The 22,658-nt window shown below is 62.6% G+C and carries 23 protein-coding genes and 2 tRNA genes; 14 read left to right on the top strand and 11 right to left on the bottom strand.

The features are described from left to right. Positions 1–595: 595 nt before the first annotated feature. Together ACMU_RS16540 and ACMU_RS16535 are read right to left on the bottom strand one after the other, a co-directional pair. Positions 596–671, bottom strand: a tRNA-Thr gene (locus ACMU_RS16540). A 203-nt stretch (positions 672–874) separates the two neighbouring features. Further along, entirely contained in the window at positions 875–1,897 is a 1,023-nt protein-coding gene (locus ACMU_RS16535) for a LacI family DNA-binding transcriptional regulator (RefSeq protein ID WP_035261777.1), read from the bottom strand. A 183-nt stretch (positions 1,898–2,080) separates the two neighbouring features. On the opposite strand from ACMU_RS16535, the gene ACMU_RS16530 reads away from it, so the two are divergent. The 7 genes from ACMU_RS16530 to ACMU_RS16500 all read left to right on the top strand — a co-directional run bounded on the left by ACMU_RS16530 (position 2,081) and on the right by ACMU_RS16500 (position 9,473). Further along, positions 2,081–3,394, top strand: a complete 1,314-nt coding sequence (locus ACMU_RS16530; protein ID WP_035261775.1) for an ABC transporter substrate-binding protein — start codon at positions 2,081–2,083, stop codon at positions 3,392–3,394. A gap of 123 nt (positions 3,395–3,517) precedes the next feature. After that, positions 3,518–4,462: a carbohydrate ABC transporter permease gene (locus ACMU_RS16525; RefSeq protein WP_035261773.1), complete on the top strand. Its 945-nt coding sequence runs from the start codon at positions 3,518–3,520 to the stop codon at positions 4,460–4,462. Positions 4,463–4,625: 163 nt separating this feature from the next. Beyond that, a complete protein-coding gene (locus ACMU_RS16520) occupies positions 4,626–5,567 on the top strand; it encodes a carbohydrate ABC transporter permease (RefSeq protein ID WP_035261770.1) in 942 nt (313 codons plus the stop codon). After that, complete coding sequence (locus tag ACMU_RS16515; protein WP_035261840.1) at positions 5,567–5,755, top strand: hypothetical protein; 189 nt, start codon at positions 5,567–5,569, stop codon at positions 5,753–5,755. Before ACMU_RS16520 ends, ACMU_RS16515 begins: the two co-directional genes overlap by 1 nt. A gap of 3 nt (positions 5,756–5,758) precedes the next feature. Next, complete coding sequence (locus ACMU_RS16510; protein ID WP_035261767.1) at positions 5,759–6,856, top strand: ABC transporter ATP-binding protein; 1,098 nt, start codon at positions 5,759–5,761, stop codon at positions 6,854–6,856. After that, positions 6,849–7,844, top strand: a complete 996-nt coding sequence (locus tag ACMU_RS16505; RefSeq protein WP_035261765.1) for an ABC transporter ATP-binding protein — start codon at positions 6,849–6,851, stop codon at positions 7,842–7,844. The genes ACMU_RS16510 and ACMU_RS16505 overlap by 8 nt, the downstream gene beginning before the upstream one ends. 12 nt (positions 7,845–7,856) lie before the next feature. Next, positions 7,857–9,473, top strand: coding sequence for a dihydroxyacetone kinase subunit DhaK (locus tag ACMU_RS16500; RefSeq protein WP_035261761.1), 1,617 nt, complete (start codon positions 7,857–7,859; stop codon positions 9,471–9,473). 106 nt (positions 9,474–9,579) lie between these two features. Here the strand turns inward: ACMU_RS16500 and ACMU_RS16495 are convergent. Continuing rightward, positions 9,580–9,665, bottom strand: a tRNA-Leu gene (locus ACMU_RS16495). Between the two features lie 126 nt (positions 9,666–9,791). On the opposite strand from ACMU_RS16495, the gene ACMU_RS16490 reads away from it, so the two are divergent. Both ACMU_RS16490 and ACMU_RS16485 read left to right on the top strand, forming a co-directional pair. Then, entirely contained in the window at positions 9,792–10,523 is a 732-nt protein-coding gene (locus ACMU_RS16490) for an SDR family oxidoreductase (RefSeq protein WP_035261760.1), read from the top strand. A 49-nt stretch (positions 10,524–10,572) separates the two neighbouring features. Continuing rightward, positions 10,573–11,022 (top strand): GFA family protein, encoded by a 450-nt coding sequence (locus tag ACMU_RS16485; protein ID WP_035261758.1) that lies wholly within the window; start codon positions 10,573–10,575, stop codon positions 11,020–11,022. Here the strand turns inward: ACMU_RS16485 and ACMU_RS16480 are convergent. From ACMU_RS16480 to ACMU_RS16465, 4 genes are all read right to left on the bottom strand, one after another. Further along, the gene (locus ACMU_RS16480) at positions 11,019–11,666 is read right to left on the bottom strand and encodes an SCO family protein (protein WP_051588406.1); all 648 of its coding nucleotides are present in this window, start codon (positions 11,664–11,666) and stop codon (positions 11,019–11,021) included. The two genes, ACMU_RS16485 and ACMU_RS16480, sit on opposite strands and share 4 nt — an antisense overlap. Next, positions 11,663–12,241, bottom strand: a complete 579-nt coding sequence (locus ACMU_RS16475) for a hypothetical protein (protein ID WP_035261755.1) — start codon at positions 12,239–12,241, stop codon at positions 11,663–11,665. The genes ACMU_RS16480 and ACMU_RS16475 overlap by 4 nt, the downstream gene beginning before the upstream one ends. A gap of 8 nt (positions 12,242–12,249) precedes the next feature. Continuing rightward, positions 12,250–12,711, bottom strand: a complete 462-nt coding sequence (locus ACMU_RS16470; RefSeq protein WP_035261752.1) for a hypothetical protein — start codon at positions 12,709–12,711, stop codon at positions 12,250–12,252. Positions 12,712–12,829: 118 nt separating this feature from the next. Then, positions 12,830–13,033 (bottom strand): hypothetical protein, encoded by a 204-nt coding sequence (locus ACMU_RS16465; RefSeq protein ID WP_035261750.1) that lies wholly within the window; start codon positions 13,031–13,033, stop codon positions 12,830–12,832. A gap of 89 nt (positions 13,034–13,122) precedes the next feature. Here ACMU_RS16465 and ACMU_RS16460 point away from each other — a divergent pair, with 89 nt between their 5' ends. Genes ACMU_RS16460 through ACMU_RS16440 form a run of 5 tightly spaced genes read left to right on the top strand, consistent with a single transcriptional unit; the run spans position 13,123 to position 18,150 of the window. After that, positions 13,123–15,114, top strand: coding sequence for an FAD-dependent oxidoreductase (locus ACMU_RS16460; protein ID WP_051588405.1), 1,992 nt, complete (start codon positions 13,123–13,125; stop codon positions 15,112–15,114). Positions 15,115–15,125: 11 nt separating this feature from the next. After that, positions 15,126–16,619 (top strand): cytochrome c3 family protein, encoded by a 1,494-nt coding sequence (locus tag ACMU_RS16455; RefSeq protein ID WP_035261749.1) that lies wholly within the window; start codon positions 15,126–15,128, stop codon positions 16,617–16,619. Positions 16,620–16,667: 48 nt separating this feature from the next. After that, positions 16,668–17,243: a Tll0287-like domain-containing protein gene (locus ACMU_RS16450; RefSeq protein ID WP_051588404.1), complete on the top strand. Its 576-nt coding sequence runs from the start codon at positions 16,668–16,670 to the stop codon at positions 17,241–17,243. 2 nt (positions 17,244–17,245) lie between these two features. Further along, on the top strand, positions 17,246–17,674 hold the full coding sequence (locus tag ACMU_RS18920) for a c-type cytochrome (protein WP_201769904.1): 429 nt from the start codon (positions 17,246–17,248) through the stop codon (positions 17,672–17,674). Positions 17,675–17,679: 5 nt separating this feature from the next. Beyond that, the gene (locus ACMU_RS16440; protein WP_035261746.1) at positions 17,680–18,150 is read left to right on the top strand and encodes a globin family protein; all 471 of its coding nucleotides are present in this window, start codon (positions 17,680–17,682) and stop codon (positions 18,148–18,150) included. A gap of 5 nt (positions 18,151–18,155) precedes the next feature. On the opposite strand, the gene ACMU_RS16435 is transcribed toward ACMU_RS16440, so the two are convergent. From ACMU_RS16435 to ACMU_RS16420, 4 genes are all read right to left on the bottom strand, one after another. After that, complete coding sequence (locus tag ACMU_RS16435; protein WP_035261744.1) at positions 18,156–19,007, bottom strand: BKACE family enzyme; 852 nt, start codon at positions 19,005–19,007, stop codon at positions 18,156–18,158. Positions 19,008–19,091: 84 nt separating this feature from the next. Further along, the gene (locus ACMU_RS16430; protein WP_035261742.1) at positions 19,092–19,832 is read right to left on the bottom strand and encodes an SDR family NAD(P)-dependent oxidoreductase; all 741 of its coding nucleotides are present in this window, start codon (positions 19,830–19,832) and stop codon (positions 19,092–19,094) included. Next, positions 19,832–21,505 carry an SMP-30/gluconolactonase/LRE family protein gene (locus ACMU_RS16425; RefSeq protein WP_051588402.1) on the bottom strand — a complete coding sequence of 558 codons (1,674 nt, stop codon included), beginning with the start codon at positions 21,503–21,505 and terminating at the stop codon, positions 19,832–19,834. Before ACMU_RS16425 ends, ACMU_RS16430 begins: the two co-directional genes overlap by 1 nt. Continuing rightward, positions 21,502–22,647, bottom strand: coding sequence for an ABC transporter ATP-binding protein (locus ACMU_RS16420; RefSeq protein WP_035261739.1), 1,146 nt, complete (start codon positions 22,645–22,647; stop codon positions 21,502–21,504). The genes ACMU_RS16425 and ACMU_RS16420 overlap by 4 nt, the downstream gene beginning before the upstream one ends. Positions 22,648–22,658: the final 11 nt, after the last annotated feature.

The raw sequence follows: 22,658 nt of genomic DNA, 5'->3' as shown, positions 1-22,658 counted from the left end.
CTGAATGATCTTCGAAGATTAGAATGAAGTCCGAACCACAAATTCGTTGCAGTACACTTTCTTTGCTGGCCTCAACGCGTCAAGTGAAGGCTTGTCCAGCCCCATGATCGAGAGCGGGGCGTGGTTCAGGAGCCGACCGACCACTTCTTCGAGAACGCCTTCGAAGCAGTGACTCCGCTGCATGAAGTCAACGTCAGATTCGTCTAAGGTTTGTGGCTGCTATTCGGCGTGAGCTGCAGCGGCGATAAACCTGACAAGGAGAAAGGCGCGGGGAGCTTTCGCTGCTATGGGGATTGTGTTTTGCGGCTGCGTCCGTGATTGCGCGAACTACAGTTGCCTTGGCAGTGAGGATTGCGTTCGCGTCGGATTTCGCGGCTTCGCCGCTCAGCCTATGGGCCAAACTCAGGGAGCCGGTCGCAGTGATTGGTCAGACGTCTGAGTGTCGCAGTGTCGGGGGAACGGCGGGTCAAGCGAACGGCAGCTTTCGCGCCAATGCTGCAGCCGCACAAGCGTGTCTGCATTGGGGATCGAAGCAGGCGCTCGCCATTGGCCAAGCGAGTGTCTTCTTATTAAGATTCTGATTTTATTGAAGAACTGGTGCCGCTGAAGGGACTCGAACCCCCGACCCCATCATTACGAATGACGTGCTCTACCAGCTGAGCTACAGCGGCTTCCTGGACCCTACTATGGCCCTACTAGTTCTTCTCCTGTGCCTCGAACTCTTTGGTTTTGCAAGTCATTCTCGCGGGGACCCGCTAATTACGAATGACGTGCTCTACCAGCTGAGCTACAGCGGCGTCTGGCGGTGAACGGCAGACAATGCGTATTTACGCGTGCAGAGCGTTTAATGGCTTGGCCGCGCCTGCGCAAGGGGTCAGAGGTTTTCTTTCAACAGGATCTCGATCCGGATGGTTTCCTGCGAGGCCAGCGGCGGTCGCTGATCGCTGCGGGCGCGCAGGATGCGGATGGCCGAGCGCACAAGGTGGCCCGGATTCTGCGCGATGACGGCGTCGATCTGGCCGCATTGCAACGACAAGGTTGTGAACGGCGTGCGCTCATGCGCGATGATCACAAGGTCTGACAGATCGCGGGCCTGAGACAGGGCAGCAAGGGGCGTGCGGGCCTCGGCGCTCATGACATAGATGCCGACGATGTCGGGATGCGCCTCGACCGCGGCGGCGATGACCCGGCGGGTGCGGATCACATCGCCGTAGGTTTCCAGCGATGGCAGCACGGTCAGCCCGCCCGCCTCGGCCACCATGACCTGGTCAAACCCCCGCCGACGTTCAAGGCTGTCGCGGGCCTGCATCGAATCCGCGATGACCAGCACCTTACCCTCGGTCGGGGCAAGGAAACGGCGTAGCAACTGCCCGGCAGTGGCCCCGGCGGCGGCGTTGTCGATGCCAACAAAATCGCCCTCCGACTGTTCGGCCTGCCCGGCGATGAACGATACGGCATGCACCCCGCGCTCTGACAGCCGGCGGATGGCGTCGCGCACGGGGGGTGATTCCGGCGCCATGATCGCCACCCCGTCCAAGGCTTCGGCATCTAGGTCCGACAGGAAATTGGCGATCAGGTGCGGATCGGATTCGTCGATCTGCGCATGCTCCACCTGAATCATCTCGGATGAAAACGCGCGCCCGGCCTCGTCGATCTGGGCCAGCAAACCGGCAAGGAACTGATCCCCAAGCTTTGGCAGAACAAACAGAAACCGATAGTTGCGCTGTCGCGCCAGATTGGCCGCCGACAGGTTGCGCACAAAGCCAATCTTCTCGATCGCCTGGTTGACCCGCTCCACCGTCTTGCGATGCACGCCGGGGCGCTCATTCAGCACCCTGTCCACGGTTGCAAGGCTGACTCCGGCAGCTTTGGCAAGGTCTTTGGTCGTGGGGCGCATCGCTGATATCGGCCTGTTTTCCGGGTCGTTTGATCATGGAATATCCCTGAATTCGCGGGGCTTTGCAAGCATTCTGATGTACGCACCTCAAAAACTTCTTGATTTGATGTACGCACCTCATTTACCGTCAATGACACGATGAGTCGCGGTGTGTTCGCGGCCATTCATGGGAGGAAAGCCATAATGAAACCGATTATTCTGCGGACCACAGCTGTGGCCGTTGTGATGGCCGGCGCATCCGTTGCGCAGGCTGACGATCTGACGCTGTGCTGGGCTGCATGGGACCCCGCCAACGCGCTGGTGGAACTGAGCAAGGATTTCGAGGCCAAGTCGGGCCACTCCATGAGCTTCGAGTTCGTGCCATGGCCGAACTTTGCCGACCGGATGCTGAACGAGCTGAACTCGGGCGGGAAACTCTGTGACCTGCTGATCGGCGACAGCCAGTGGATCGGCGGCGGCGCCGAGAACGGGCATTACGTCAAGCTGAACGATTTCTTCGATGCCGAAGGCATCAGCATGGACGACTTCGCCCCGGCCACCGTTTACGCCTATTCGACCTGGCCCAAGGGCACGCCGAACTATTACGCCCTGCCCGCCATGGGCGATGCCAATGGCTGGTTCTATCGCAAGGACTGGTTCGAACGTGACGACATCAAGGCCGCGTTCAAGGCCGAAACCGGCCGCGATCTGGGTGAACCCAAGACCCAGCGCGAGATGCTGGAGATTGCGCAGTTCTTCCAGGGCCGCGAGATCGATGGCGAGACCCGCTATGGCGCCGCGATCTTTACCGAGCGTGGCTCGGAAGGCATCACCATGGGTGTGACCGGCGCGCTTTACCCCTGGGGCTTTAAGTATGAAAACACCCCGGGTTCCTATGACATGGAAGGTGCCGTCAACTCGGCCGAGGCTGTGGAAGCGCTGGAATTCTACAAAGAGTTCTATGAAACCGCGACCCCACCGGGCTATTCGGACAGCTACATGGAACAGGGTCTGGACGCGTTCAAATCCGGTCAGGTCGCCATGGCGATGAACTGGTTCGCGTTCTTCCCCGGCCTTTATGCCGATCCGAACACCGGTGGCGACAAGATCGACTTCTTCGTGAACCCGCCGCAGAACCAGGCCGGTTCGACCCTGGGTGGTCAGGGTATCTCGGTCGTGGCCTATTCGGACAAGCAAGAGGCCGCGCTGGAATACATCAAGTGGTTCGCACAGCCCGACATCCAGGCCACCTGGTGGGAGCTTGGCGGCTATTCGGCCCATAACTCGGTTCTGAACGATCCCGGCTTTGTCGACAGCGCACCCTTTGCCGGTGACTTCCTCGAAGCGATGGAAAGCGTGCAGGATTTCTGGCAGGAGCCGGCCTATGCCGAACTGCTGCTGGCCATGCAGAAGCGTGTTCATGACTATGTGGTGGCCGACCGTGGCACCGCGAAAGAGGCGCTGGACAAGCTGATCGAAGACTGGACCGAAGTCTTCGAAGACGAAGGCAAACTGTAAGAACACTGGCCGGGCTGCGCATCTGCGGCCCGGCCCTCTCCCCCCAACCACTCAATACGTCAGCACGTCCCGCGCCGCCCCTTGGGGTGACCGGCCCCGGCTTGCCTGACGAAAGGGACAGAAATGGCAAACTCACCGGCAGATAAGCTGGCCCAAGCCACACCGCCCGGGATCGCGAACCGCGTGCGCGGGTTGTCAGACCGCGCGATCGCGTGGATCTTCGTGGGCCCGTCGATCTTCCTGTTGCTCGCGGTGAACATCTTTCCGCTGATCTGGACGATCAATCTGAGCTTCACCAATTTCAAGGCCAACCGGAACCGCGAGGTCGACTATATCGGGCTGCGCAATTACGAGCGCATCCTGACCGACGAAGACACGTGGATCACCATGCAGGCCACGGCGCATTTCCTGATCAGCACGATCGTGATCCAGGTGCTGATCGGCTTTACCTTGGCCTACCTGATCAACAAGAAATTCAAGGGCAACGACCTGTGGACCACGATCATCGTGCTGCCCATGATGCTCAGCCCCGCGGTGGTCGGTAATTTCTGGACCTTCCTGTATCAGCCGCAAATTGGCCTGTTCAACTACATCGTCGCGTTCTTTTCCGGCGTGGACCCGTCCAGTTTCTCGATGATCGGCGAGGTGGCGTTGGCGCCATGGGCCATTGTCATCGTGGACACGTGGATGTGGACACCCTTTGTGATGCTGATCTGTCTGGCGGGCCTCAGGTCCATCCCCGACAGCATCTACGAGGCCGCCGAATGCGACCGCGCCAGCAAATGGCGGCAGTTCTGGACAATCACCATCCCGATGGTGCTGCCCTTTCTGATGCTGGCGGTGCTGTTTCGCGGGATCGAAAACTTCAAGATGTTCGATCTGGTGGTGCAGCTGACCGGCGGCGGGCCGGGGTCCACGACCGAGCTGACCTCGATCAACCTCAAGCGCGAAGCGTTCGAGAAATGGCGCACCGGCTATGCCTCGGCCTATGCGGTGATCCTGTTTGTCACGGTGTTTGGCCTCGCGTCGATTTACGTCAAAGCCCTGAACAAGGTGAAGGAGCGGTGATGATGCCCGACAAGTCCCTCAATCACCCGCACGGCGGGCACCGCCGGGCAGCCCCCGACCGCCCCCATGGGCGGGGGCTTCACCCCCACCCGCGGTCGCGCGCAGCCCTGCGCCGCACCGTCCCCACCTCTTGCACCAACATCGCCTGTGGCGAGGAAAACCAATGAGCAGCTATTCCGTCACCGAACCGTCGCTGCGGCAGAAATGGATGGCCGGGATCCTTGTGATCCTCTACGCGGTCATCACCATTCTGCCCTTGCTGTGGATCATCGCCACCGGGTTCAAATCCCCCGCCGATGCCATCGCCTATCCGCCCAAGGTTGTGTTTGAACCAACGCTGGAAGGCTACGTGAACCTCTTCACCACCCGCACGCGGGTGACCGAGGAAACCCTGGCCGAACTGGGCCCGCCCACCACGTGGTACGACCGGATCGTGCGTCAATACGACATGATCATCGCCGGCCCGTCGCGCTATGGCGAACGGTTCCTGAACTCGATCATCATCGGCTTTGGCTCGACCTTCCTGTGTATCATCCTGGGCACCGCGGCGGCTTATGCGTTCTCGCGGTTCCGGGTGCCACTGAAGGACGACCTGTTGTTCTTCATCCTGTCGACCCGGATGATGCCCCCCATCGCCGTGGCCATCCCGATCTTTCTGATGTTCCGCACGCTGGGGTTGAACGACACGCATGCGGGGATGATCCTGCTTTATACCGCCGTGAACCTGTCGCTGTCTGTCTGGCTTTTGAAAGGTTTCATCGACGAGATACCGGTGGAATATGAAGAGGCCGCCCTGATCGACGGATACACACGCTTTCAGGCCTTTTATAAGGTGGTGCTGCCACAGGCGGCCACCGGCATTGCCTCAACCGCGATCTTCTGCCTGATCTTCGCCTGGAACGAATACGCCTTTGCCGTACTGCTGACCTCGGGCACCGCGCAGACCGCGCCGCCCTTTATCCCCACCATCATCGGTGTGGGCGGGCAGGACTGGCCCGCCGTGGCCGCGGGCGCCACGCTGTTCCTGGTGCCGGTCATGGTCTTCACCATCCTGCTGCGCAAACACCTGTTGCGCGGGATCACATTCGGAGCCGTTCGCAAATGATGACCAGCTTTTTCAACAACCTGCTGCGCCTGCGGCGCGGCCCGTGGGAGATGGTCGCCTCGATCCTCATCGCGATCGGCGTGGTCATGATGATGCAGCCCTTCGTGCTGGCGCTGTTCTCCTATTCCTTCATCGTCACGCTGGTGGGCACCGTCATGTTCATCATCGTCAGCCATTTCCCGGAGTAACCCATGGCGCAGATCAGAATAGAAAGCCTGCGCAAGGAATTTGGCGCGTTCACGGCGGTGCAATCCTCGAGCTTCACCATTGAAGATGGCGAATTCTTCATGCTGCTGGGCCCCTCGGGCTGTGGCAAGACGACGACGCTGCGGATGATGGCGGGGCTGGAGCTGCCAACCGCCGGTGAGGTCTTTATCGACGGCGATGCGGTGGGCCAGAAACCCGCCAGCCAGCGTGATATCGCCTTTGTGTTCCAGATGTTCGCGCTGTACCCGCACATGAACGTGCGGCGCAATATCAGCTATCCGCTGCTCAGCCAGGGTATGGCCCGGCCGCAGGTCCGCGCCAAGGTGGGCGAAGTGGCCGAGATACTGGGCATCACCGACATTCTGGACCGTCCGGTGGGCGGTCTGTCGGGCGGCGACCGCCAGCGCGTGGCGCTGGGCCGCGCCATCGTGCGCGAGCCGCGGGCGTTTTTTATGGACGAACCGCTGGGCGCACTGGATGCCGAGTTCCGCGAGCATATGGCCGAAGAGCTGCGCGCGCTGCACGACCGCATGGGCGCCACCACCGTCTATGTGACCCATGATCAGCTTGAGGCGATGCAGATGGGCGACAAGATCGTGGTGATGAACCACGGCGTGGTGGAACAGTTCGGCGTGCCGCAAGACATTTATGACTGGCCCGCCACCATGTTCGTGGCCAGCTTCATCGGCTCGCCGCCCATGAACTTCCTGCGGTTCGACGGCATGGTTGGCGCGGGCACCGATCAGGTCTCGCTGGGCGAGGCCACGATCCCCGTGCCCACCCAACGCGACGGGGCGCATGGCAAGCTGGCGCTGGGGGTGCGGCCCGAACATATCCGCCTGCTGGACGATGCGCCCTATCGGGGCGAGGTTGTGGCGGCCGAATATCTGGGCACCACGCAGATCATCACGCTGAACACGCCCCATGGCGAGGTCAAGGCGCGCATCCCATCGGACCGCAAGGTGCAGATCGGCGCGCGCACCGGGCTGGATTTCGATGCCCGCACCCTGACCCTTTTTGAATGTGACAAGGGCCGCGCGCTGTTGTCTGACGCGAATGCAAAGGTGCTGTCCAATGGCTGAGATTGTACTGGATAACGTGACCAAGAGCTTCGGCGACACGGTGGCGCTGAACAATGTGTCGATGACCGTGCCCGATGGCGCCTTCGTGGTGCTGCTGGGGCCCACCGGCGCGGGCAAAACCACCACGTTGCGCATGGTGTCGGGGCTGGATACGCCTGATGCGGGCGATGTGCGGATCAACGGCCAGTCGATGGCGGGCCTGACACCTGCGCAGCGCAACGTGGCGATGGTGTTTCAGCAATACTCGCTTTATCCGCACCTGACCGTGCGCGAGAATCTGGCCTTTCCGCTGAAATCCCCCCTGCTGCGCACGCCCCAGGATCAGATCACCGCGCGCGTGGCTCAGGTGGCCGAGACCCTGCAGATCAGCCACAAGCTGGACAACAAGGCAACCGAGCTGTCGGGCGGCGAGATGCAGCGCGTCTCGATCGGCCGGGCGCTGGTGCGCGATCCGCAGGTCTATCTGATGGACGAACCGCTCAGCTCGCTCGACGCCAAGCTGCGCGCCGATCTGCGGATCGAGTTGAAAAGCATTCAGGCGGAATCCGGCGCCACGCTGCTTTACGTGACCCATGACCAGATTGAGGCGATGACCATGGCCACCCATGTCGGCGTGCTGGATCAGGGGGCGCTGGTGCAGTTCGGCACCCCGCGCGAGATCTACGAGGATCCCGTCAGCCAATACGCCGCCGGGCGGCTGGGACAGCCGCGTATCAACCTGCTGCCGGCGGACCTGTTTGCCGGCGCACCGTCGGGCGCCACCACCATTGGCCTGCGTCCCGAACAGATCGCGCAGGGCGACGGGCAAGACAGCCTGGTGACCCGCGTGGAACGCTTGGGCGACCAGACCCGCCTGCACCTGTCGCTGCACGAGCATGACCTTGTAACCGTGACCGAGCCGCACACCACCCTGCGGGCCGGCGACATCGTGAAAATCCGGCCCCAGCGGCCGTTCTATTTCGACGCCAGCGGCAATCGCGTGGCCTGAGGAGGACCCATCATGACCCAATTTCTGAACGAAAAAGCGGATATCGTGACCGAGGCCATCGACGGCCTTGTGGCGGCCTCGGGCGGGGCCTTGGCGCGGCTGGACGGCTATCCGCATATCCGCGTGGTGCTGCGCAACGATTGGGACAAATCCCGCGTGGCGCTGGTGTCGGGCGGCGGCTCGGGGCACGAACCGTCGCATGGCGGGTTCGTGGGGCCGGGCATGTTGACGGCGGCGGTGTGCGGCGACGTGTTCGCCTCGCCCTCGGTCGATGCCGTGCTGGCGGGGATCCTGGCGGTCACGGGGCCGGCGGGGTGCCTGCTGATTGTCAAGAACTACACCGGCGACCGGCTGAATTTCGGGCTGGCCGCCGAACGCGCGCGGGCCTTTGGCCTGAAGGTGCGCATGGTGATTGTGGATGACGACATCGCCCTGCCCGACCTGCCTCAGGCGCGCGGGCTGGCGGGCACGCTGTTCGTGCACAAGATTGCCGGGGCGCTGGCCGAAGGCGGGGCCGATCTGGACACAGTCGCCGACCGCGCCGAAAGTGTGATCGCGCGCACACGGTCCATCGGCATGTCGCTGGACACCTGCACCGTGCCCGGCGCCCCGAAAGAGGCGCGCATCCCCGCCGGTATGGCCGAACTGGGCCTGGGCATTCACGGCGAGCCGGGTGTGGAACAGGTGCCGTTCGACACCGCCCGCAACGCTATGGCCGCGGTGTCCGAGAAACTGGCCGCCGGCATGGGCGACGGGTCCCATGTGGCGCTGTTGAACAACCTGGGCGGCTGTTCGGTTCTGGAAACGGCGGTTCTGGCGCATGAACTGTTCAGTGGCCCATTGGCGGGCAAGGTCACCGCGGTGGTGGGCCCGGCGGCGCTGATGACGTCGCTGGATATGCGCGGCTTCTCGATCTCCCTGCTCGAGGCTGCACCGGATGAGGTCGCCGCGCTGGGCGCTGACGTCCCCATGGCGGCGTGGCCCGGCCTGTCGCAGATCACGTCGATCGCTACCGCCGCACTGCCCGACGGCCTGTCACCGATCCGCCCGCCCGCGTCGGATCACCCCGACACCCGCGCCTTTCTGACCCATGTCTGCCAGATCATGATCAACGCCGAGGCGGACCTGAACGCGCTGGACGCCAAATCGGGCGACGGCGACACGGGCAGCACGCTGGCCAACGCCGCGCGCGCCCTGCAATCGGCCATGGACGACCTGCCATTGGCCGATCACACACAGCTGTTCCGCGCCCTTGGACAGGAATTGTCACAGACGATGGGCGGCTCGTCCGGTGTATTGCTGGCGATCTTCTTTGCCGCCGCTGGGGATGCTGCCAGCAGTGGCGTGTCGACCATCGACGCGCTGAAGGCAGGTCTGACCCGAATGCAGGAGATCGGCGGGGCCGAGCTTGGCGACCGGACGATGGTGGATGCCATGCACCCCGCGCTCGACGCCCTGCCCGGCGGCATTCCTGCCGCGGCTGCCGCCGCGCGCGCCGGTGCAAATGCCACCGCCGCAATGCTGCAGGCCAAAGCCGGGCGCGCCGCCTATGTGAATGCCGCACAGCTGGAAGGCCACAACGACCCGGGCGCCGAAGCTGTCGCCCGACTGTTCGAACAGCTCAGCTGATGCGCAACGCCAACCGGCCTTCGATGGCCGGCTGGCCACCCGCCGGACAAATGCCGGTACCTTTGCCGATATGTCCGCCAGCGATAAAGAGCGAAAGGATGTGCAGTGGTGCGGGCGGTGGGACTCGAACCCACACGGGCATAGGCCCTTCGGATTTTAAGTCCGATATGTCTACCATTCCATCACGCCCGCAACGCATGGTGCGGCGACAATAGGCAACCTGTGGGCGGTGTAAAGTGGCTTCCCGCAGGAACCGGGTCGCGCCGGCAATACGCCCCACATTACCAACCCTGCAGCATGACTTATCGGAGAATTCAGATGCTGCACGACAAGACCCTCATCATTACCGGTGCCAGTTCCGGGATCGGCGCGTCGGCCGCGCGGCTTTGCGCGGCGCAAGGGGCAAAACTGGTGCTGGTGGCCCGCCGGGCCGATCCCCTGCAGGCCCTTGCCGCCGAACTGCCGCATGCCGCCTTTCTGGTCGGGGACGTGGCGCAGCCAGAGACCGCCAAAGGCGCGGTTGACCTGGCGCTCGACACGTTTGGCGGTTTGCACGGCGCTTTCAACAATGCGGGTACTCTGGGCGAAATGGGCCCGGTGCCGGACATGACCGCCGAGGCGTGGGACAATGCAATGCAGGTCAACCTGACCTCGGCCTTCCTGTCGGCCAAATACCAGATCCCTGCGATGACGGATGGCGGGTCGCTGGTCTTTACGTCGTCCTTTGTGGGCCACACGATTGGTCTGCCGGGCATGGCGGCCTATGCGGCCTCCAAGGCCGGGCTGATCGGCCTGACGCAGGTTCTGGCGGCCGAGCACGGGGCCGCCGGCATTCGCGTCAATGCCCTGCTGCCGGGCGGCACACTGACCCCCATGGCCGGCGACGACGCAGCCTTTCACGAGGCCGTGGCCGGCATGCATGCGCTCAAACGCATGGCCCAGCCAGAAGAGATCGCGCAGGCGGCGGCGTTCCTTCTGTCGGATGCCGCTTCGTTTGTCACTGGCACGGCCATGCTTGCCGATGGCGGAAACTCGATCTTCAAGGCATAGTGCAGGGGCGCGGCGGATCACCCCGCCGCGCCCACCGACCGGAGGCCCAATGACCCAGACCTGTCTGAACACCGGCGGCTGCCAATGCGGCGCAGTGCGGTACCGTTTTGCACGGCTCGGCCGCGCCTCGATCTGTCATTGCAGGATGTGCCAAAAGGCTTTTGGCGGGTTCTTCGGCCCGCTGGTCACCGCGCATGGGCTGGAATGGACACGCGGACAACCGGCACGGTTTGACAGCTCGAACCGCAACTGGCGCGGGTTCTGCGGCAATTGCGGCACTCCGCTGACTTATGCGTATGAAGGTGGGGTCGAGCTGTCCATCGGCTCGCTGGATACGCCCGAAATGGCCGCCCCCGCCGTTCAGGTCAACACCGAAAGCAAGTGCAGCTTTTTCGACAACTTACCCGCGCTTCCGGTCAAAACCGACGACGAGGCAGCACGAGATCTGGAATGGAATGCCGGGGTGCGGTCGAACCAGCACCCCGATCACGACACCTAGCTGTTCTGCGCGTAATTCGCCACGATCTGCGACACCCGCGCCGCGTCCAGAATGGGCGGCAACAATGTCAGCACTTCGCCCGATGCGTCCAGCAGATACACATGGCTGCCATGGGAAAAGACCGCGCCGTATTCGGGGTCGTCGAACACATGCTCGATCTCGACCCGATAGGCGTCATAGGCCACCTGCAACGCCTCGGGGCTGCCGGTCAGGCCAACAAAATCGGGGTGCAGCGCGCCCAATGGCTCGGCCATGTTGCCCACCTGATCGCGCTTGGGGTCCACGGTGATCATCACCGGGCGCACGGCGATGCCCTGCCCGGCCAGCGTGGTCGTGACATCCGCCATCAGCGGCATGGCCACGGCGCAGATCGACGGGCAGTTGGCATAGCCAAAGAACAGCAGCTGATACCGCCCGTCCGGGTCCACCTGGCTGCGGGGCTGACCGTGGTGATCCACCAGATCAAATGGCCCGCCAACGTCAAACGGCAGTGTCGTGGGCAAGGCCAGTGGCGGCAGCGGCTTGGCCGTCGCGGCCCGGTGGCGCGCCGCCTCTTCGGCGTTCTTGTGCACCACGCCATCATGGGCCAAAGCCGGGGCCAAGGCGGCCCCCACCATCATGCAAAAGGCCAGCGCCGCCTTCATTCGAACAGTTCCTTGATAAAGGTCTGCTCGGCCTCCACACCCAGCCCAGTGAAGCCTTCGGCGGCAATCTCGGCCTTGACGCGCGGGTCACGGCGGAACCACGGGCCCTTGCCCTTGGCCTCGGGGTGGTTCTCCGCCCAAACCTTGGTCCAGCGGTTGGCCTTCACCCATTCCTCGGCGCCCACGGTGCGGATCTTTTGCACCAGATAGATGTTGATCGCACCCAGATCGGGATCATCGATCATCAACCCGTCCACCTCAACCTGCTGACCGCAATAGGGCAGCAGTTCCACCGCCGCGCCGGTAAAGGCCGGCTGGCTGTTCTTGTTGGGGTAAACCAGCACACCATCGGCGGCACGCAGCAGGCCCAGCTGCCGGCGGCCATCGCCGCAATTGTCGGGACAGTTGCCGCTGAGCTCGCACAGGATATCCACCACCTGCGCCTCGAACCGGGCCGGTTGCTCGGCGTAAAGGTTCCACGACCGCGCCTCGGACCCTTCCGAGAAATCCTGCGCAGAAACCGGTGCGGCAATGGGGGCGGCCAACAGGCACAAAGCTGCAATCAGACGTTTCATCACGTGCCTCACTTGTTGGGGTTGGGAATGGCGAAGGGCGGCACGGGGCCGTAATCTTCGTGGTTCAGATTGGTGATGTCGTTGTCGGCCACCACCTCTTCGACGACGATATAGTTCAGCCCGTCGCGCTGATACAGCAGCCCGTCGGCGACAATCTCGTGGCTGGCCAGGGTCAACTGCGTGTCACCGCTTGCCGAACCATCATCGGCACCGATCTTCAGCACCATATACACCTCGCCATCTTCGCCCAACAGGCCAACCGGGATGCCGCCGGCCGAACACCACAGCGCGCAGGTATGATGCGCCGAGCCGACCACCGCGTCCGGACCGCCCATCACGCCCGAGAAATAGCACCACGTGTCGATGATCTCGCCCGTCACGCGCACCCGCTCTCCCTCGGCCGCGTGGGCCATCGGCGACAGGGCGACAGACACCCCCGCAAAGACGGTGGAAAGGAAAAGTTGACGCATTGTCGGCCTCCGCAACGATCTGGATTCGAGTTGCCCGAACTGTGCCCAAAAACCGGTGTTCCACCAAATCAAACCTGCCTCACCGTCCGGTGATCTTGTCCTCGTTTCGTGGCAGATATCAGGTGGCGCAGGCGTCCAAAGTTTTAATTTTGCCTAAATCGAGGTCGAAGAGTTTAAAAAAGACCTGCAAGTTTTCATTGTGATGCTTTCGGCACCAATTGCCGTCAATCGGCGCACATTCTGCGGTGCGGCGCAGATTCTGCGCGCGCGAAAGCTTGACTTGCGCAACCCGCAACCATGCAAATGGAGGCGCGTCAATCAACGGCGGTTGGCGCAAGGGATTAGCAAGAACCGAGCAACGACGCTCTCAGCCACAGGGGCCTTCGCGGGCCCCCGTTCAGGGAACATGTCATGTCGTTGCAGGCCGAAGCCGCTCAAAACACACACCTTTCCGCACCGGACAGTCCGCGTGTTCTGGTCATTGGCGGTGGTCCGGTGGGTATACGTGCAGCGCAGAACCTGACCCGGGCCGGGATCGCGACAACCGTGCTAAGCGACGAGGTTCTGCCGCCTTACAACCGGGTGCGCTTGACCCCTCTTTTAGGGGGCGATGCACAGTTTGGCGATATCGCATTTGGTGATCTGCCAACCGACAAAACGCTATTCAACCTGCAGCTTGGCCAACGCGTTGCCCGGATCAATCGTGAACAAAAACAAGTAGTTACCGCCGATGGCACATTGTGGAGCTATGACCGTTTGGTGATGGCCACAGGCTCGCGCGCATTCCTGCCGGGTATTCCGGGGCGCGAATTGTCGGGCGTCTACCGGTTCCGCAGCGCCGATGACGCCTCGGCCCTTCTTGCCCGGTCCTTCTCGGCCCGCAAAGTGGCCGTGATCGGCGGTGGTTTGCTGGGCCTGGAGGCCGCGCGCGGCATGCGTCGCCGCCAATGTGCCGTGACCGTGGTAGAACACGAAAGTCACCTGATGCCGCGTCAGCTGGACAAAGAGGGTGGCGCAAAACTCGCCAATGATATCAAAACTCTGGGCGTCGATGTTCGTACCGGAGTGGCGGTGCGCGAGATCACCGGAACTCACAAGGTTAACGGTCTGCTGCTGTCGGACGGCACCAAGATCGAGTGCGATACGGTCATCATCTGTACCGGTATCCGCGCCAACATTGATCTGGCCCGCGACACGCGTTTGGCCTTTAACCATGGCATCATCGTCAACGACCAGATGCAAACCAGCGACCCGGACATCTTTGCGGTTGGCGAATGTGCCGAGCATAACGGGCAGCTCCAAGGATTGGTCGGCCCCGGCTACGCGCAGGCCGAGGTGGCCGCACAGGTCATCGCGGGCAAAAACGCCGCGTTTTCAGGGGCTAAGCCAGCCACCAAGCTGAAAGTGATTGGGGCCGAGGTGTTCTCGGCCGGCGAGATCGAACAGCTTGACGTGCGCCCCAATGTTGCAAGCCATACTTGGCGCGACGACAGCGGATATCGCCGGATTTTTGTGGAACGCGGCAAACTGGTGGGTGCAGTGGCCGTTGGCGACTGGGAACAAACCAGTCGCGTGCAGGACGCGATACAAAACGGTGCAACGGTTTACCCTTGGATGCTGTTCCGGTTCCGCAAACAAGGGCTATTGTGGATCGAGGCCGAAGAGGCCCCCGACGCCCTGCCAGACACCGCGACCTTGTGCAATTGCACCGGCGTGACATGCGGGCAGGTACGCGTGGCCATCGCGGGGGGCTGCACGACACCCGATGCGGTCAGCGTCGAAACCGGCGCCAGCACCGTATGTGGGACATGCCGCCCCCAGATTGCCGAGATGATCGAGGCCGGCGCCAAGCCCGAACCGATCCCGTTGTGGAAACCGGTGCTTGGTCTTTCGGCGCTTGCGCTTTTGCTGGCCGCCTATCCGTTTCTTGCCGGCCATATCCCGTTGCCCACCAGCTATGACGCCGACAGCCTGCGCGACTGGCTGTGGCGGGACAATATCGTCAAGCAATGGTCGGGCTTCATCCTGCTTGGGATCACGCTCGCCGCGTTCACGATCGGGCTGCGTAAGCGGTTGCGATTCATGGATAAACTTGGCGGATTCAACAGTTGGCGCATGGTCCATAACGGCATCGGGCTGGCCGCAATTGCAGGGTTTGCGGCGCATACGGGGCTCAATCTTGGATCAGGCTGGAACATGGCGCTGGCCGTCAGTTTCCTTGGTACGACGCTGATCGGTGCGGTGGCAGGGCTGGCCACGGGCGGCGATCACGAGTTGCGCGCACGCGGCGTGGGATCGTCCCGCAAGCCGCCCCGCAAATTGCCAACATGGGTGCATATCCTGTTGCTTTGGCCGTTGCCCGCGCTGCTGTTGTTCCACGTTCTGGCGTCTTACGCGTTCTGAGGGTCCGGACCATGCTGCGTAACCGAACCCTCTGGCTGATCTGGATCGCGCTGACGCTGATCATTGCAGGCGTTGCCTTCACACGGCTTTACCTTGGCGGGCCGCGCCTGACTTTCATGCCCGGCGAGACGGCCGGTGTGCACCATCAGATCGAACTGGCCTGCGAGACCTGTCACACCTCGTCCCCCTTCGCCAGCCAGAAGAAAGTGCGCAAAGACATCAACAAGACCTGTACGACCTGCCACAAGGAAGAATTGAAGGCCTCCAACGACAGCCACCCGATCAAGAAATTCAAGAACCCGCGCATGGCGTCGTATTGGGAAAGGATCGACGCGCGGTTCTGCACCTCGTGCCACTCCGAACACCAGCCCGAGATCACGCTGGCCGGTTTGTTGACCTTGCCGCAAGACTATTGCGTGGCCTGCCATTCCGAAGGCGATCAGGATGTGCGCGTGAACCGGCCTTCGCATGCCGATCTGGGGTTCGAAACCTGCGCGTCGTCCGGGTGCCACAACTACCACGACAATCGCGCCATCTACGAAGATTTTCTGGTGAAACACGCCGGGCAACCCTGGTTGAAAGACGCCGCACAGCATCCTGCGGCAACCGTGGCCCGAAACCGGGCGCGCCCGTCGGAGGACGAGGTTCAGGCCTATCTGGCCTCTGTCCGTGCCCCTGAAGACAAACGCGACGACGTGATAGATGGCCATTGGGCGGCCTCGGCCCATGCTGCCGCCGACGTGACCTGCGCCAGTTGCCACGCGCCAGATGCCGAAACGCCCGACGCGGTCGAGGCCGCGTGGGTCGACGCGCCGGGCGAAGCGATCTGCGCCGATTGCCACCGGGCCGAGGCCAAGACCTTTGCCTTGGGCCGTCACGGCATGCGCAGCCATCCAAAGATCGCCAAACCGCGCGACGCCAAGAAGATGCTGCGCGCGCTTGGCCTGAAGAAGCCGCCCGAAGCCCTGATTTCGGCCATCGAGGCCTATGTGGACGACCCGTCCCCGGCCCCGCGCATGTCGACAGCCGAGGCGCGCGTGCCACTGCTGCCTGACGCGCATGGTCAGGATCTGACATGCAACACCTGCCACAAACCGCACGAGCAGGACCTGAACTTTGCGGCTGTGGGGGCCTGTCTTTCCTGCCACGCCGACGATCACAGCCAATCCTATACCGACAGCCCGCATCATGATCTGTGGCAGGCGGAACTGGCCGGTGATCTGCCGCCGGGTTCCGCCGTCACCTGCGCAACCTGTCACATGCCGCAAACCGAACGCGATGGCATCGTGACCACCAACCACAATCAAAACGACACGCTACGCCCGAATGAAAAAATGATCCGCCCAGTCTGCATGGAATGCCACAGCCTCGAATTTGCCATCGACGCTCTGGCGGACCCGGACCTTGTTGCGCGGAATTTCTCGGGCCAACCGGATCGCCATATCGACAGCATCGATTGGGCGGTAAGCCGCGTGAGCCAGCCGGACGAAGGCGCCAACCAATGACCGGCCGGCCACGCATCCCGCAACCCCGAGGGCACAGGAGATCCTAACATGGGTGCTAAATTCGGAAAAATCAAAGCCGCAGTTCTGGGCGGCGCAATGGCAATGGGCGCAGCCCCATCCGCCATGGCCGACGGAATGGATTACGAAACCGTCACGGACCTGCTGCATCTGGTCATGAGTTCCGACCGTACCGTCTATACGCGTATGATCGTCAACCGTCTGGCCGTGCAGGAAAAAGTCATCACCGCTTCCGAGCATTTCGAGGATGACAAAGCGCTGGTTCTGCCAGCCCAGATGTTCCGCTTTGGTGCGGAAATGGTGGCCGAGGAAACCGACGAGTTCACCTATTCGTTGCTGTCGCTGTGGCCGATCAACAAGCAAAACGCGCCGACCACCGATATGGAGAAGGAAGGCCTGGAATATATCGCCGCGAATCCCGGCGAGAACTTCTATGGCGAGGAAGAGCTGGGCGGCACCACCTATTTCACCGCCGTCTACCCTGACATCGCCGTGGCCGAGGCGTGCTATGCCTGCCACAACGACCACAAGGACTCGCCCAAAACCGACTTCCAGGCCGGTGACGTGATGGGCGGCGTTGTGATCCGCATCCCGATGGACGGCTGATGATGCGCGCGCTGCTGATGGCCGGAATGATCCTGACGCCCATGGCCGCGATGGCCGATGGGCTGAACGGGTTTGTGACCCGTGACCGATTGCCCGAACCGCCCCTGCCCGTATTGGTGCAGGGTGCGCTCGTGTGGGAGGGCACGTGCCAGAACTGCCACGGCGGCAACAAACTGACCGGGGCGCCCAAGGTGACGTCTGAAAAAGACTGGGCGCCCCGGATCGCAAAGGGGATCAACACCCTGAACACCCACGCGATCGACGGGTTCATCGGGCCGAAATACACCCAGATGCCCGCCAAGGGGGGAAACCCGGACCTGTCCGACGATGACGTGCGGGCGGCCGTTGCTTTCATGGTTTGGGTCAGTGGCGGGCAGGATGCCGCGCTGGCCTGGGCCCAAGAAACACAAACCAATTCTGAAACGGAGTGACAGATATGAACGAAACGCAAATTACCCTGATCCAGGACAGCTTTGCCAAAGTGGTGCCGATCAAAGATACCGCCGCCGAACTTTTCTATGCCGACCTGTTTGAAACCGCCCCGGCCGTTAAACCCTATTTTGCCAATTCCGACATGAAGGAACAGGGCACCAAGCTGATGGCGACCTTGGGGGTTGTGGTCAACGGGTTGCGCGATTTGGACGCGATTGTGCCGGTGGCACAGCAGCTGGCCGTCAAGCACGTCGATTACGGCGTAAAGCCGGGTGACTATGACAGCGTTGGCGCTTCGCTGCTGCGCACGCTGGAAAAGGGTCTGGGCGACGCGTGGACCCCAGAGGTGAAGGAGGCATGGGTCACCGCCTACACCACGCTGGCCGGCGTGATGAAAGACGCCGCTTACCCCAGCCCCGCCGCGATTGAGGCACAGGCCGCGGAAAAGAAACCTTTCTGGAAGTTCTGGGGCTAAGCGCCCTACGCGTCGGCGGGCATGCGCAGATCCAGCATCTGGCGTGCTTGCTGCCACGTTGCAACGGGGCGGTCATGCTGTGCGCACAGATCGGTCACGCGCCGCACCAACGCCGCGTTTGACGGCGCCAGCGTGTCGCGGTCCAGACGCACGTTGTCTTCCAGCCCGGTGCGACAATGGCCCCCTGCGGTCACGCACCATTCGTTCAGGGTCAGCTGGTGCGGCCCGATCCCGGCGGCGCACCATTCCGCCCCGGGGGCAAGACGCTGTACCGTTTTGACATAATAGTCAAAGACATCCCGATCCACGGGCATGGCGTTTTTCACGCCCATCACGAACTGGACATACAACGAACCGGGGATGCGCCCGTCGCGGTTCATGGCGGCGGCCTGGTGGATGTGGCTCAGGTCGAAGGCCTCGATCTCGGGTTTGACGGCATGGCTGCGCATTTCGCTGGCCAGCCAGTCCACAAGGTCCGGCGCATTTTCATATACACGGGTTGGGAAGTTGTTCGACCCCACCGAAAGCGACGCCATATCGGGCCCCAAAGACAGCATCCCGCCGCGCTCTTTGTTGGCACCGGATCGGCCACCGGTGGAAAACTGGATGATCATGCCCGGGCAGTGCCGTTCGATCCCTTCTTTCAGCTGTGCGAACCGCTGGGGATCAGAGCTTGGGCTTTGATCGTCATTGCGCACATGGGCATGGACGATGCTGGCCCCTGCCTCGAACGCTTCGTGGGTGCTTTCCACCTGCTCGGCAACGGTGATGGGCACCGCAGGGTTGTTGGATTTACGGGGCAGCGAGCCGGTGATGGCAACACAGATGATGCAGGGCTTGGTGGAAAGGTTTGTCATGCGCGCGACCCTGCAACGCGCCAGATCGGGGATAAACAGCGAATTCGAGGAAAGATTATCGCGAATTCGTGATGAATACCCCCTTCAAACCACGCCGCCATCCACCACGATGGTTTGACCGGTGATCATCCGTGCCGCGTCCGAGCATAGCCACAGCGTGGTCTCGGCAATATCTGCGGGCGAGATCAACTCTGGCAAGCACTGCAGCGAGCGGGTTTCTGCGGCCCATGCGTCGTCAACGGCGGCGGCCACACGTTCCGTCACCACGCGGCCCGGCGCGATGGCGTTCACGCGGATGCCCTGCCCGCCCAGATCGCGCGCCATGCCACGGGTCAACCCCACAACACCGGCCTTGGCTGCGTGATAGGCCGTCAGATCGCCGGCCAGCTTCATCCAGGCGGTGGAGCTCATGTTGACAATCGCGCCGCCTCTTTCGGACATACCCGGCGCGGCCAGCCGGCCCAGCAGCGCGTGATGGTCAAGGTTCACCGCCATCATCCAGCGCCAGCGATCCGCCGTGTCCTGATCAAACGCACAGCGTTGATCGACCCCGGCATTATTGACCAACGCCCGCAACGGGCCCTGTGCGGCGATCGCGGTGTTGAACATCTTTTCCGTGTCCTCCGGATCGCTCAGATCGCAGGTCAGCACGGCAATTGCATCCGGTGCATGGGCTTGCGTTTCCGCCAGCCCCTTGGCATCCAGATCCACCGCCGTCACACGCGCCCCCTGCGTCGCGAAGGCCCGCGCGCAGGCCCGCCCGATACCAGCTGCCGCGCCAGTCACCATCACATGGGCGCCCGCATAGTCGCTGTAACCCGGCATCAGACCTGCACCTCGGTGGTGGGCTGTCCGGGCACATCCATGCCGATGGCAAAAAGGCCTCCCGACAGGGGCGCATCATCCAACACGTTGGCGGGCAATCGGATCGAAGCCGAGGTGATATACATCGTGCGCAAATCCTCTCCCCCAAAGCAGCAACTGGCGGGGCGTGGCACCGGCATATCAATGCTGCGGATCAAACGGCCATCCGGAGCATAGCCGGCCACGCGCCAACCGTCCCACAGGGCGATCCAGACATTGCCCTCGGCGTCAACAGAAAGGCCGTCGGGTTTACCCTCGGACGCCTCAAATTGCGCAAAGACCCGGCGGTTCGAAACCGTGCCGCGCGCCAGGTCGAAATCATAGGCAAAGACGGTGCCCAAGCCGCTGTCGGTAAAATAGAACACCCGGTCATCGGGCGACCAGCCCAGCCCGTTCGAGACCTGAAACCCGCCATCCACCGCACGGGCGCTGGTCGGCGTGTCAAAGCAATACAGCGCGCCCGAAGGCATCGCGGCATCCAGGCTCATCGTGCCGGCCCAGACCCGGCCCAGCCGGTCGGTCTTGGCATCGTTGAAGCGGTTGCCGGGCAAATGCGCCTCGGGGTCGTGAATGGGCGACAGTGCGGCGCTGACGGGATCAAAAGACTGCAAACCGTTCTGGGTGACCGCAATCAACCCGCCATCACTGGCCGGCAGCACGGCCGAGATCAGCTGTTTGGCTGCGGTTTTCGCGGTCCGGGCACCCACTGGATCAAACTGGTGGATCGCGGGGGCGGCCACATCAACCCAGCGGATCAGAGCATTGCGTTCGTCCCACAAAGGCCCCTCGCCCACAATCGCACCGGCAGGCTGCACACAGCGCAACGCCTCGTCGATATGGCGGCTGGGCCGCGGGTTGGGTGAGATACTGACCGGGGCGGTGCCGATATTGCCCATGATGCGCCGGGCGGCCTCCATCAGGTCGCGGCCCACGACATGGCGCTTTTCCTGCGTGAAAGCGCTTTCGAGTGCCGACACCACCAGTGCTCCCCGCCCAAAGCCGGGCGGGCCCATCACCGGCACCGCGATCACCACCACACCGGGAATGGTGCGCGAGGGCGCGATAGTATAGCCGCGCGACCGGCTCATGGCGATATCGGCCAGAAAGGCGTGGCGTGCATCATCGTCATGACCGTCCAGAAAACTCTGAACCTCGTGCGGCGGCAGCGCCGCAAATATGGCAACGCCCGAGGCGCTTTCGATGGCGGGCAGGTTGCGGCCAACCTCCACCCCGACGGCAATGGGGTTCGACGGACGGTGCACGTCAACATAGATGACCCGCTCCTCCTCCAGCACCGACAAGGACACGGTTTCGTTCAGCTGCGCCGACAAGCGCTGCAATTCGTGGCTTGCGGCGCTGCGCAGATCGAACTCGCCCAGCGACGACCGGGCAAGTTCGATCAGGTGCGGACCAAGACCATAGGTCTTGGCCTGTTTGTCATGGCGGACATAGCCAAACTCGACCAAGGCGGCCAACAGACGATACAGCGTGGCCTTGGGCAACCCGGTTTCCCTAAGCAGGACGGACGAGCTGCACGGCTCTGCCGACCGGGAAATCAGATCGAGGATTTGGATCCCCTTGACCAATGTGCCTGCACCCGGAAAGCGGGCCGCGATATCGTCGAATTTATTCAAGTATTTACCTGCCCGCTGGCCGCCCGAAGTGCCGTATGTGTATCCGGGTTAAATACATGAATTTTGTCCTCGGGCAAATGAACCCGGATCGCCTGACCGTCGGCATACCGCACATCGTCGATCACGCGCGCCAGCATGGACGAGGCGTCACGCTCGTCATCATGATCTGCGGCCGTGTCGGCATCGTTGAACTCCTGCCCTTCGGGTGTCTGGAAATGCAGGATCTTCTCAGTGCCAAGGCTTTCCACCAGCGTCAGCCCAATTTCGGCCCCCTCGCCGCCAATGCGGATATGTTCCGGGCGGATGCCAAAGATTGCGTTGTCAAAAGGCAGTTGCCCTGCGGGCACGGCCAGCTTGATGCGCGCACCGGCAAACCGGGTAAAGGCCACATCCCCCTCTTTTTCCACAGGGCCGCGAAAGAAGTTCATACCCGGCGATCCGATAAAGCCCGCGACAAACAGGTTGGCAGGCGTGTCGAACAAGGTTTCGGGGCTGCCGATCTGTTGGATCACGCCTTTGCGCATCACCACGATCTTGGTGGCCATGGTCAGCGCCTCGACCTGGTCGTGGGTCACATAGATCGTGGTAACCCCCAGCCGTTTTTGCAGTTTGACGATCTCGGCCCGGGTCTGCACGCGCAGCTTGGCGTCCAGGTTCGACAGCGGCTCGTCCATCAGGAACGCACTGGGTTCGCGCACGATGGCCCGGCCCAGCGCCACGCGCTGACGCTGACCACCCGACAAGGCGCGGGGTTTGCGATCAAGATAGTCCGACAGTTCCAAGATGTCGGCCACTTCGGCGACTTTGCGGTCGATCTCGGCCTTGGGCAGGCCATGCATCTTCAGCCCGAACCCGATATTGGAGCGCACCGACATATGCGGGTAGAGCGCATAGTTCTGAAACACCATGGCGATGTCGCGCTTGCCGGGGCCCAGATCGGTCACGTCGCGCCCGCCGATGGCAATCTCGCCGCCGCTGGTGGGTTCCAGCCCCGCCAGCATCTTCAGCGCGGTGGATTTGCCGCAGCCCGAGGGGCCAACAAAGACACAGAAATCGCCGTCATCCACCGTCAGGTTGAAGTCGCGGATTGCCTGCACCCCGCCATAAGATTTCTGAATCTGGTTAAATTCGATGGTCGCCATCTGCGTGGCCT

The sequence above is a fragment of the Actibacterium mucosum KCTC 23349 genome, assembly GCF_000647975.1.
In the GTDB taxonomy this organism is placed as follows: Bacteria; Pseudomonadota; Alphaproteobacteria; order Rhodobacterales; family Rhodobacteraceae; genus Actibacterium; species Actibacterium mucosum.
The sequence above is the reverse complement of the archived record's forward strand: the minus strand, read 5'-3'. Positions and strand labels throughout refer to the sequence as shown.

Bases quoted from the DNA above. Each gene is read 5' to 3' on its own strand.
- ACMU_RS16535 (WP_035261777.1), bottom strand. From the start codon at position 1,897: ATGCGCCCCACGACCAAAGACCTTGCCAAAGCTGCCGGAGTCAGCCTT.
- ACMU_RS16530 (WP_035261775.1), top strand. From the start codon at position 2,081: ATGAAACCGATTATTCTGCGGACCACAGCTGTGGCCGTTGTGATGGCC.
- ACMU_RS16525 (WP_035261773.1), top strand. From the start codon at position 3,518: ATGGCAAACTCACCGGCAGATAAGCTGGCCCAAGCCACACCGCCCGGG.
- ACMU_RS16520 (WP_035261770.1), top strand. From the start codon at position 4,626: ATGAGCAGCTATTCCGTCACCGAACCGTCGCTGCGGCAGAAATGGATG.
- ACMU_RS16515 (WP_035261840.1), top strand. From the start codon at position 5,567: ATGACCAGCTTTTTCAACAACCTGCTGCGCCTGCGGCGCGGCCCGTGG.
- ACMU_RS16510 (WP_035261767.1), top strand. From the start codon at position 5,759: ATGGCGCAGATCAGAATAGAAAGCCTGCGCAAGGAATTTGGCGCGTTC.
- ACMU_RS16505 (WP_035261765.1), top strand. From the start codon at position 6,849: ATGGCTGAGATTGTACTGGATAACGTGACCAAGAGCTTCGGCGACACG.
- ACMU_RS16500 (WP_035261761.1), top strand. From the start codon at position 7,857: ATGACCCAATTTCTGAACGAAAAAGCGGATATCGTGACCGAGGCCATC.
- ACMU_RS16490 (WP_035261760.1), top strand. From the start codon at position 9,792: ATGCTGCACGACAAGACCCTCATCATTACCGGTGCCAGTTCCGGGATC.
- ACMU_RS16485 (WP_035261758.1), top strand. From the start codon at position 10,573: ATGACCCAGACCTGTCTGAACACCGGCGGCTGCCAATGCGGCGCAGTG.
- ACMU_RS16480 (WP_051588406.1), bottom strand. From the start codon at position 11,666: ATGAAGGCGGCGCTGGCCTTTTGCATGATGGTGGGGGCCGCCTTGGCC.
- ACMU_RS16475 (WP_035261755.1), bottom strand. From the start codon at position 12,241: ATGAAACGTCTGATTGCAGCTTTGTGCCTGTTGGCCGCCCCCATTGCC.
- ACMU_RS16470 (WP_035261752.1), bottom strand. From the start codon at position 12,711: ATGCGTCAACTTTTCCTTTCCACCGTCTTTGCGGGGGTGTCTGTCGCC.
- ACMU_RS16460 (WP_051588405.1), top strand. From the start codon at position 13,123: ATGTCGTTGCAGGCCGAAGCCGCTCAAAACACACACCTTTCCGCACCG.
- ACMU_RS16455 (WP_035261749.1), top strand. From the start codon at position 15,126: ATGCTGCGTAACCGAACCCTCTGGCTGATCTGGATCGCGCTGACGCTG.
- ACMU_RS16450 (WP_051588404.1), top strand. From the start codon at position 16,668: ATGGGTGCTAAATTCGGAAAAATCAAAGCCGCAGTTCTGGGCGGCGCA.
- ACMU_RS18920 (WP_201769904.1), top strand. From the start codon at position 17,246: ATGCGCGCGCTGCTGATGGCCGGAATGATCCTGACGCCCATGGCCGCG.
- ACMU_RS16440 (WP_035261746.1), top strand. From the start codon at position 17,680: ATGAACGAAACGCAAATTACCCTGATCCAGGACAGCTTTGCCAAAGTG.
- ACMU_RS16435 (WP_035261744.1), bottom strand. From the start codon at position 19,007: ATGACAAACCTTTCCACCAAGCCCTGCATCATCTGTGTTGCCATCACC.
- ACMU_RS16430 (WP_035261742.1), bottom strand. From the start codon at position 19,832: ATGCCGGGTTACAGCGACTATGCGGGCGCCCATGTGATGGTGACTGGC.
- ACMU_RS16420 (WP_035261739.1), bottom strand. From the start codon at position 22,647: ATGGCGACCATCGAATTTAACCAGATTCAGAAATCTTATGGCGGGGTG.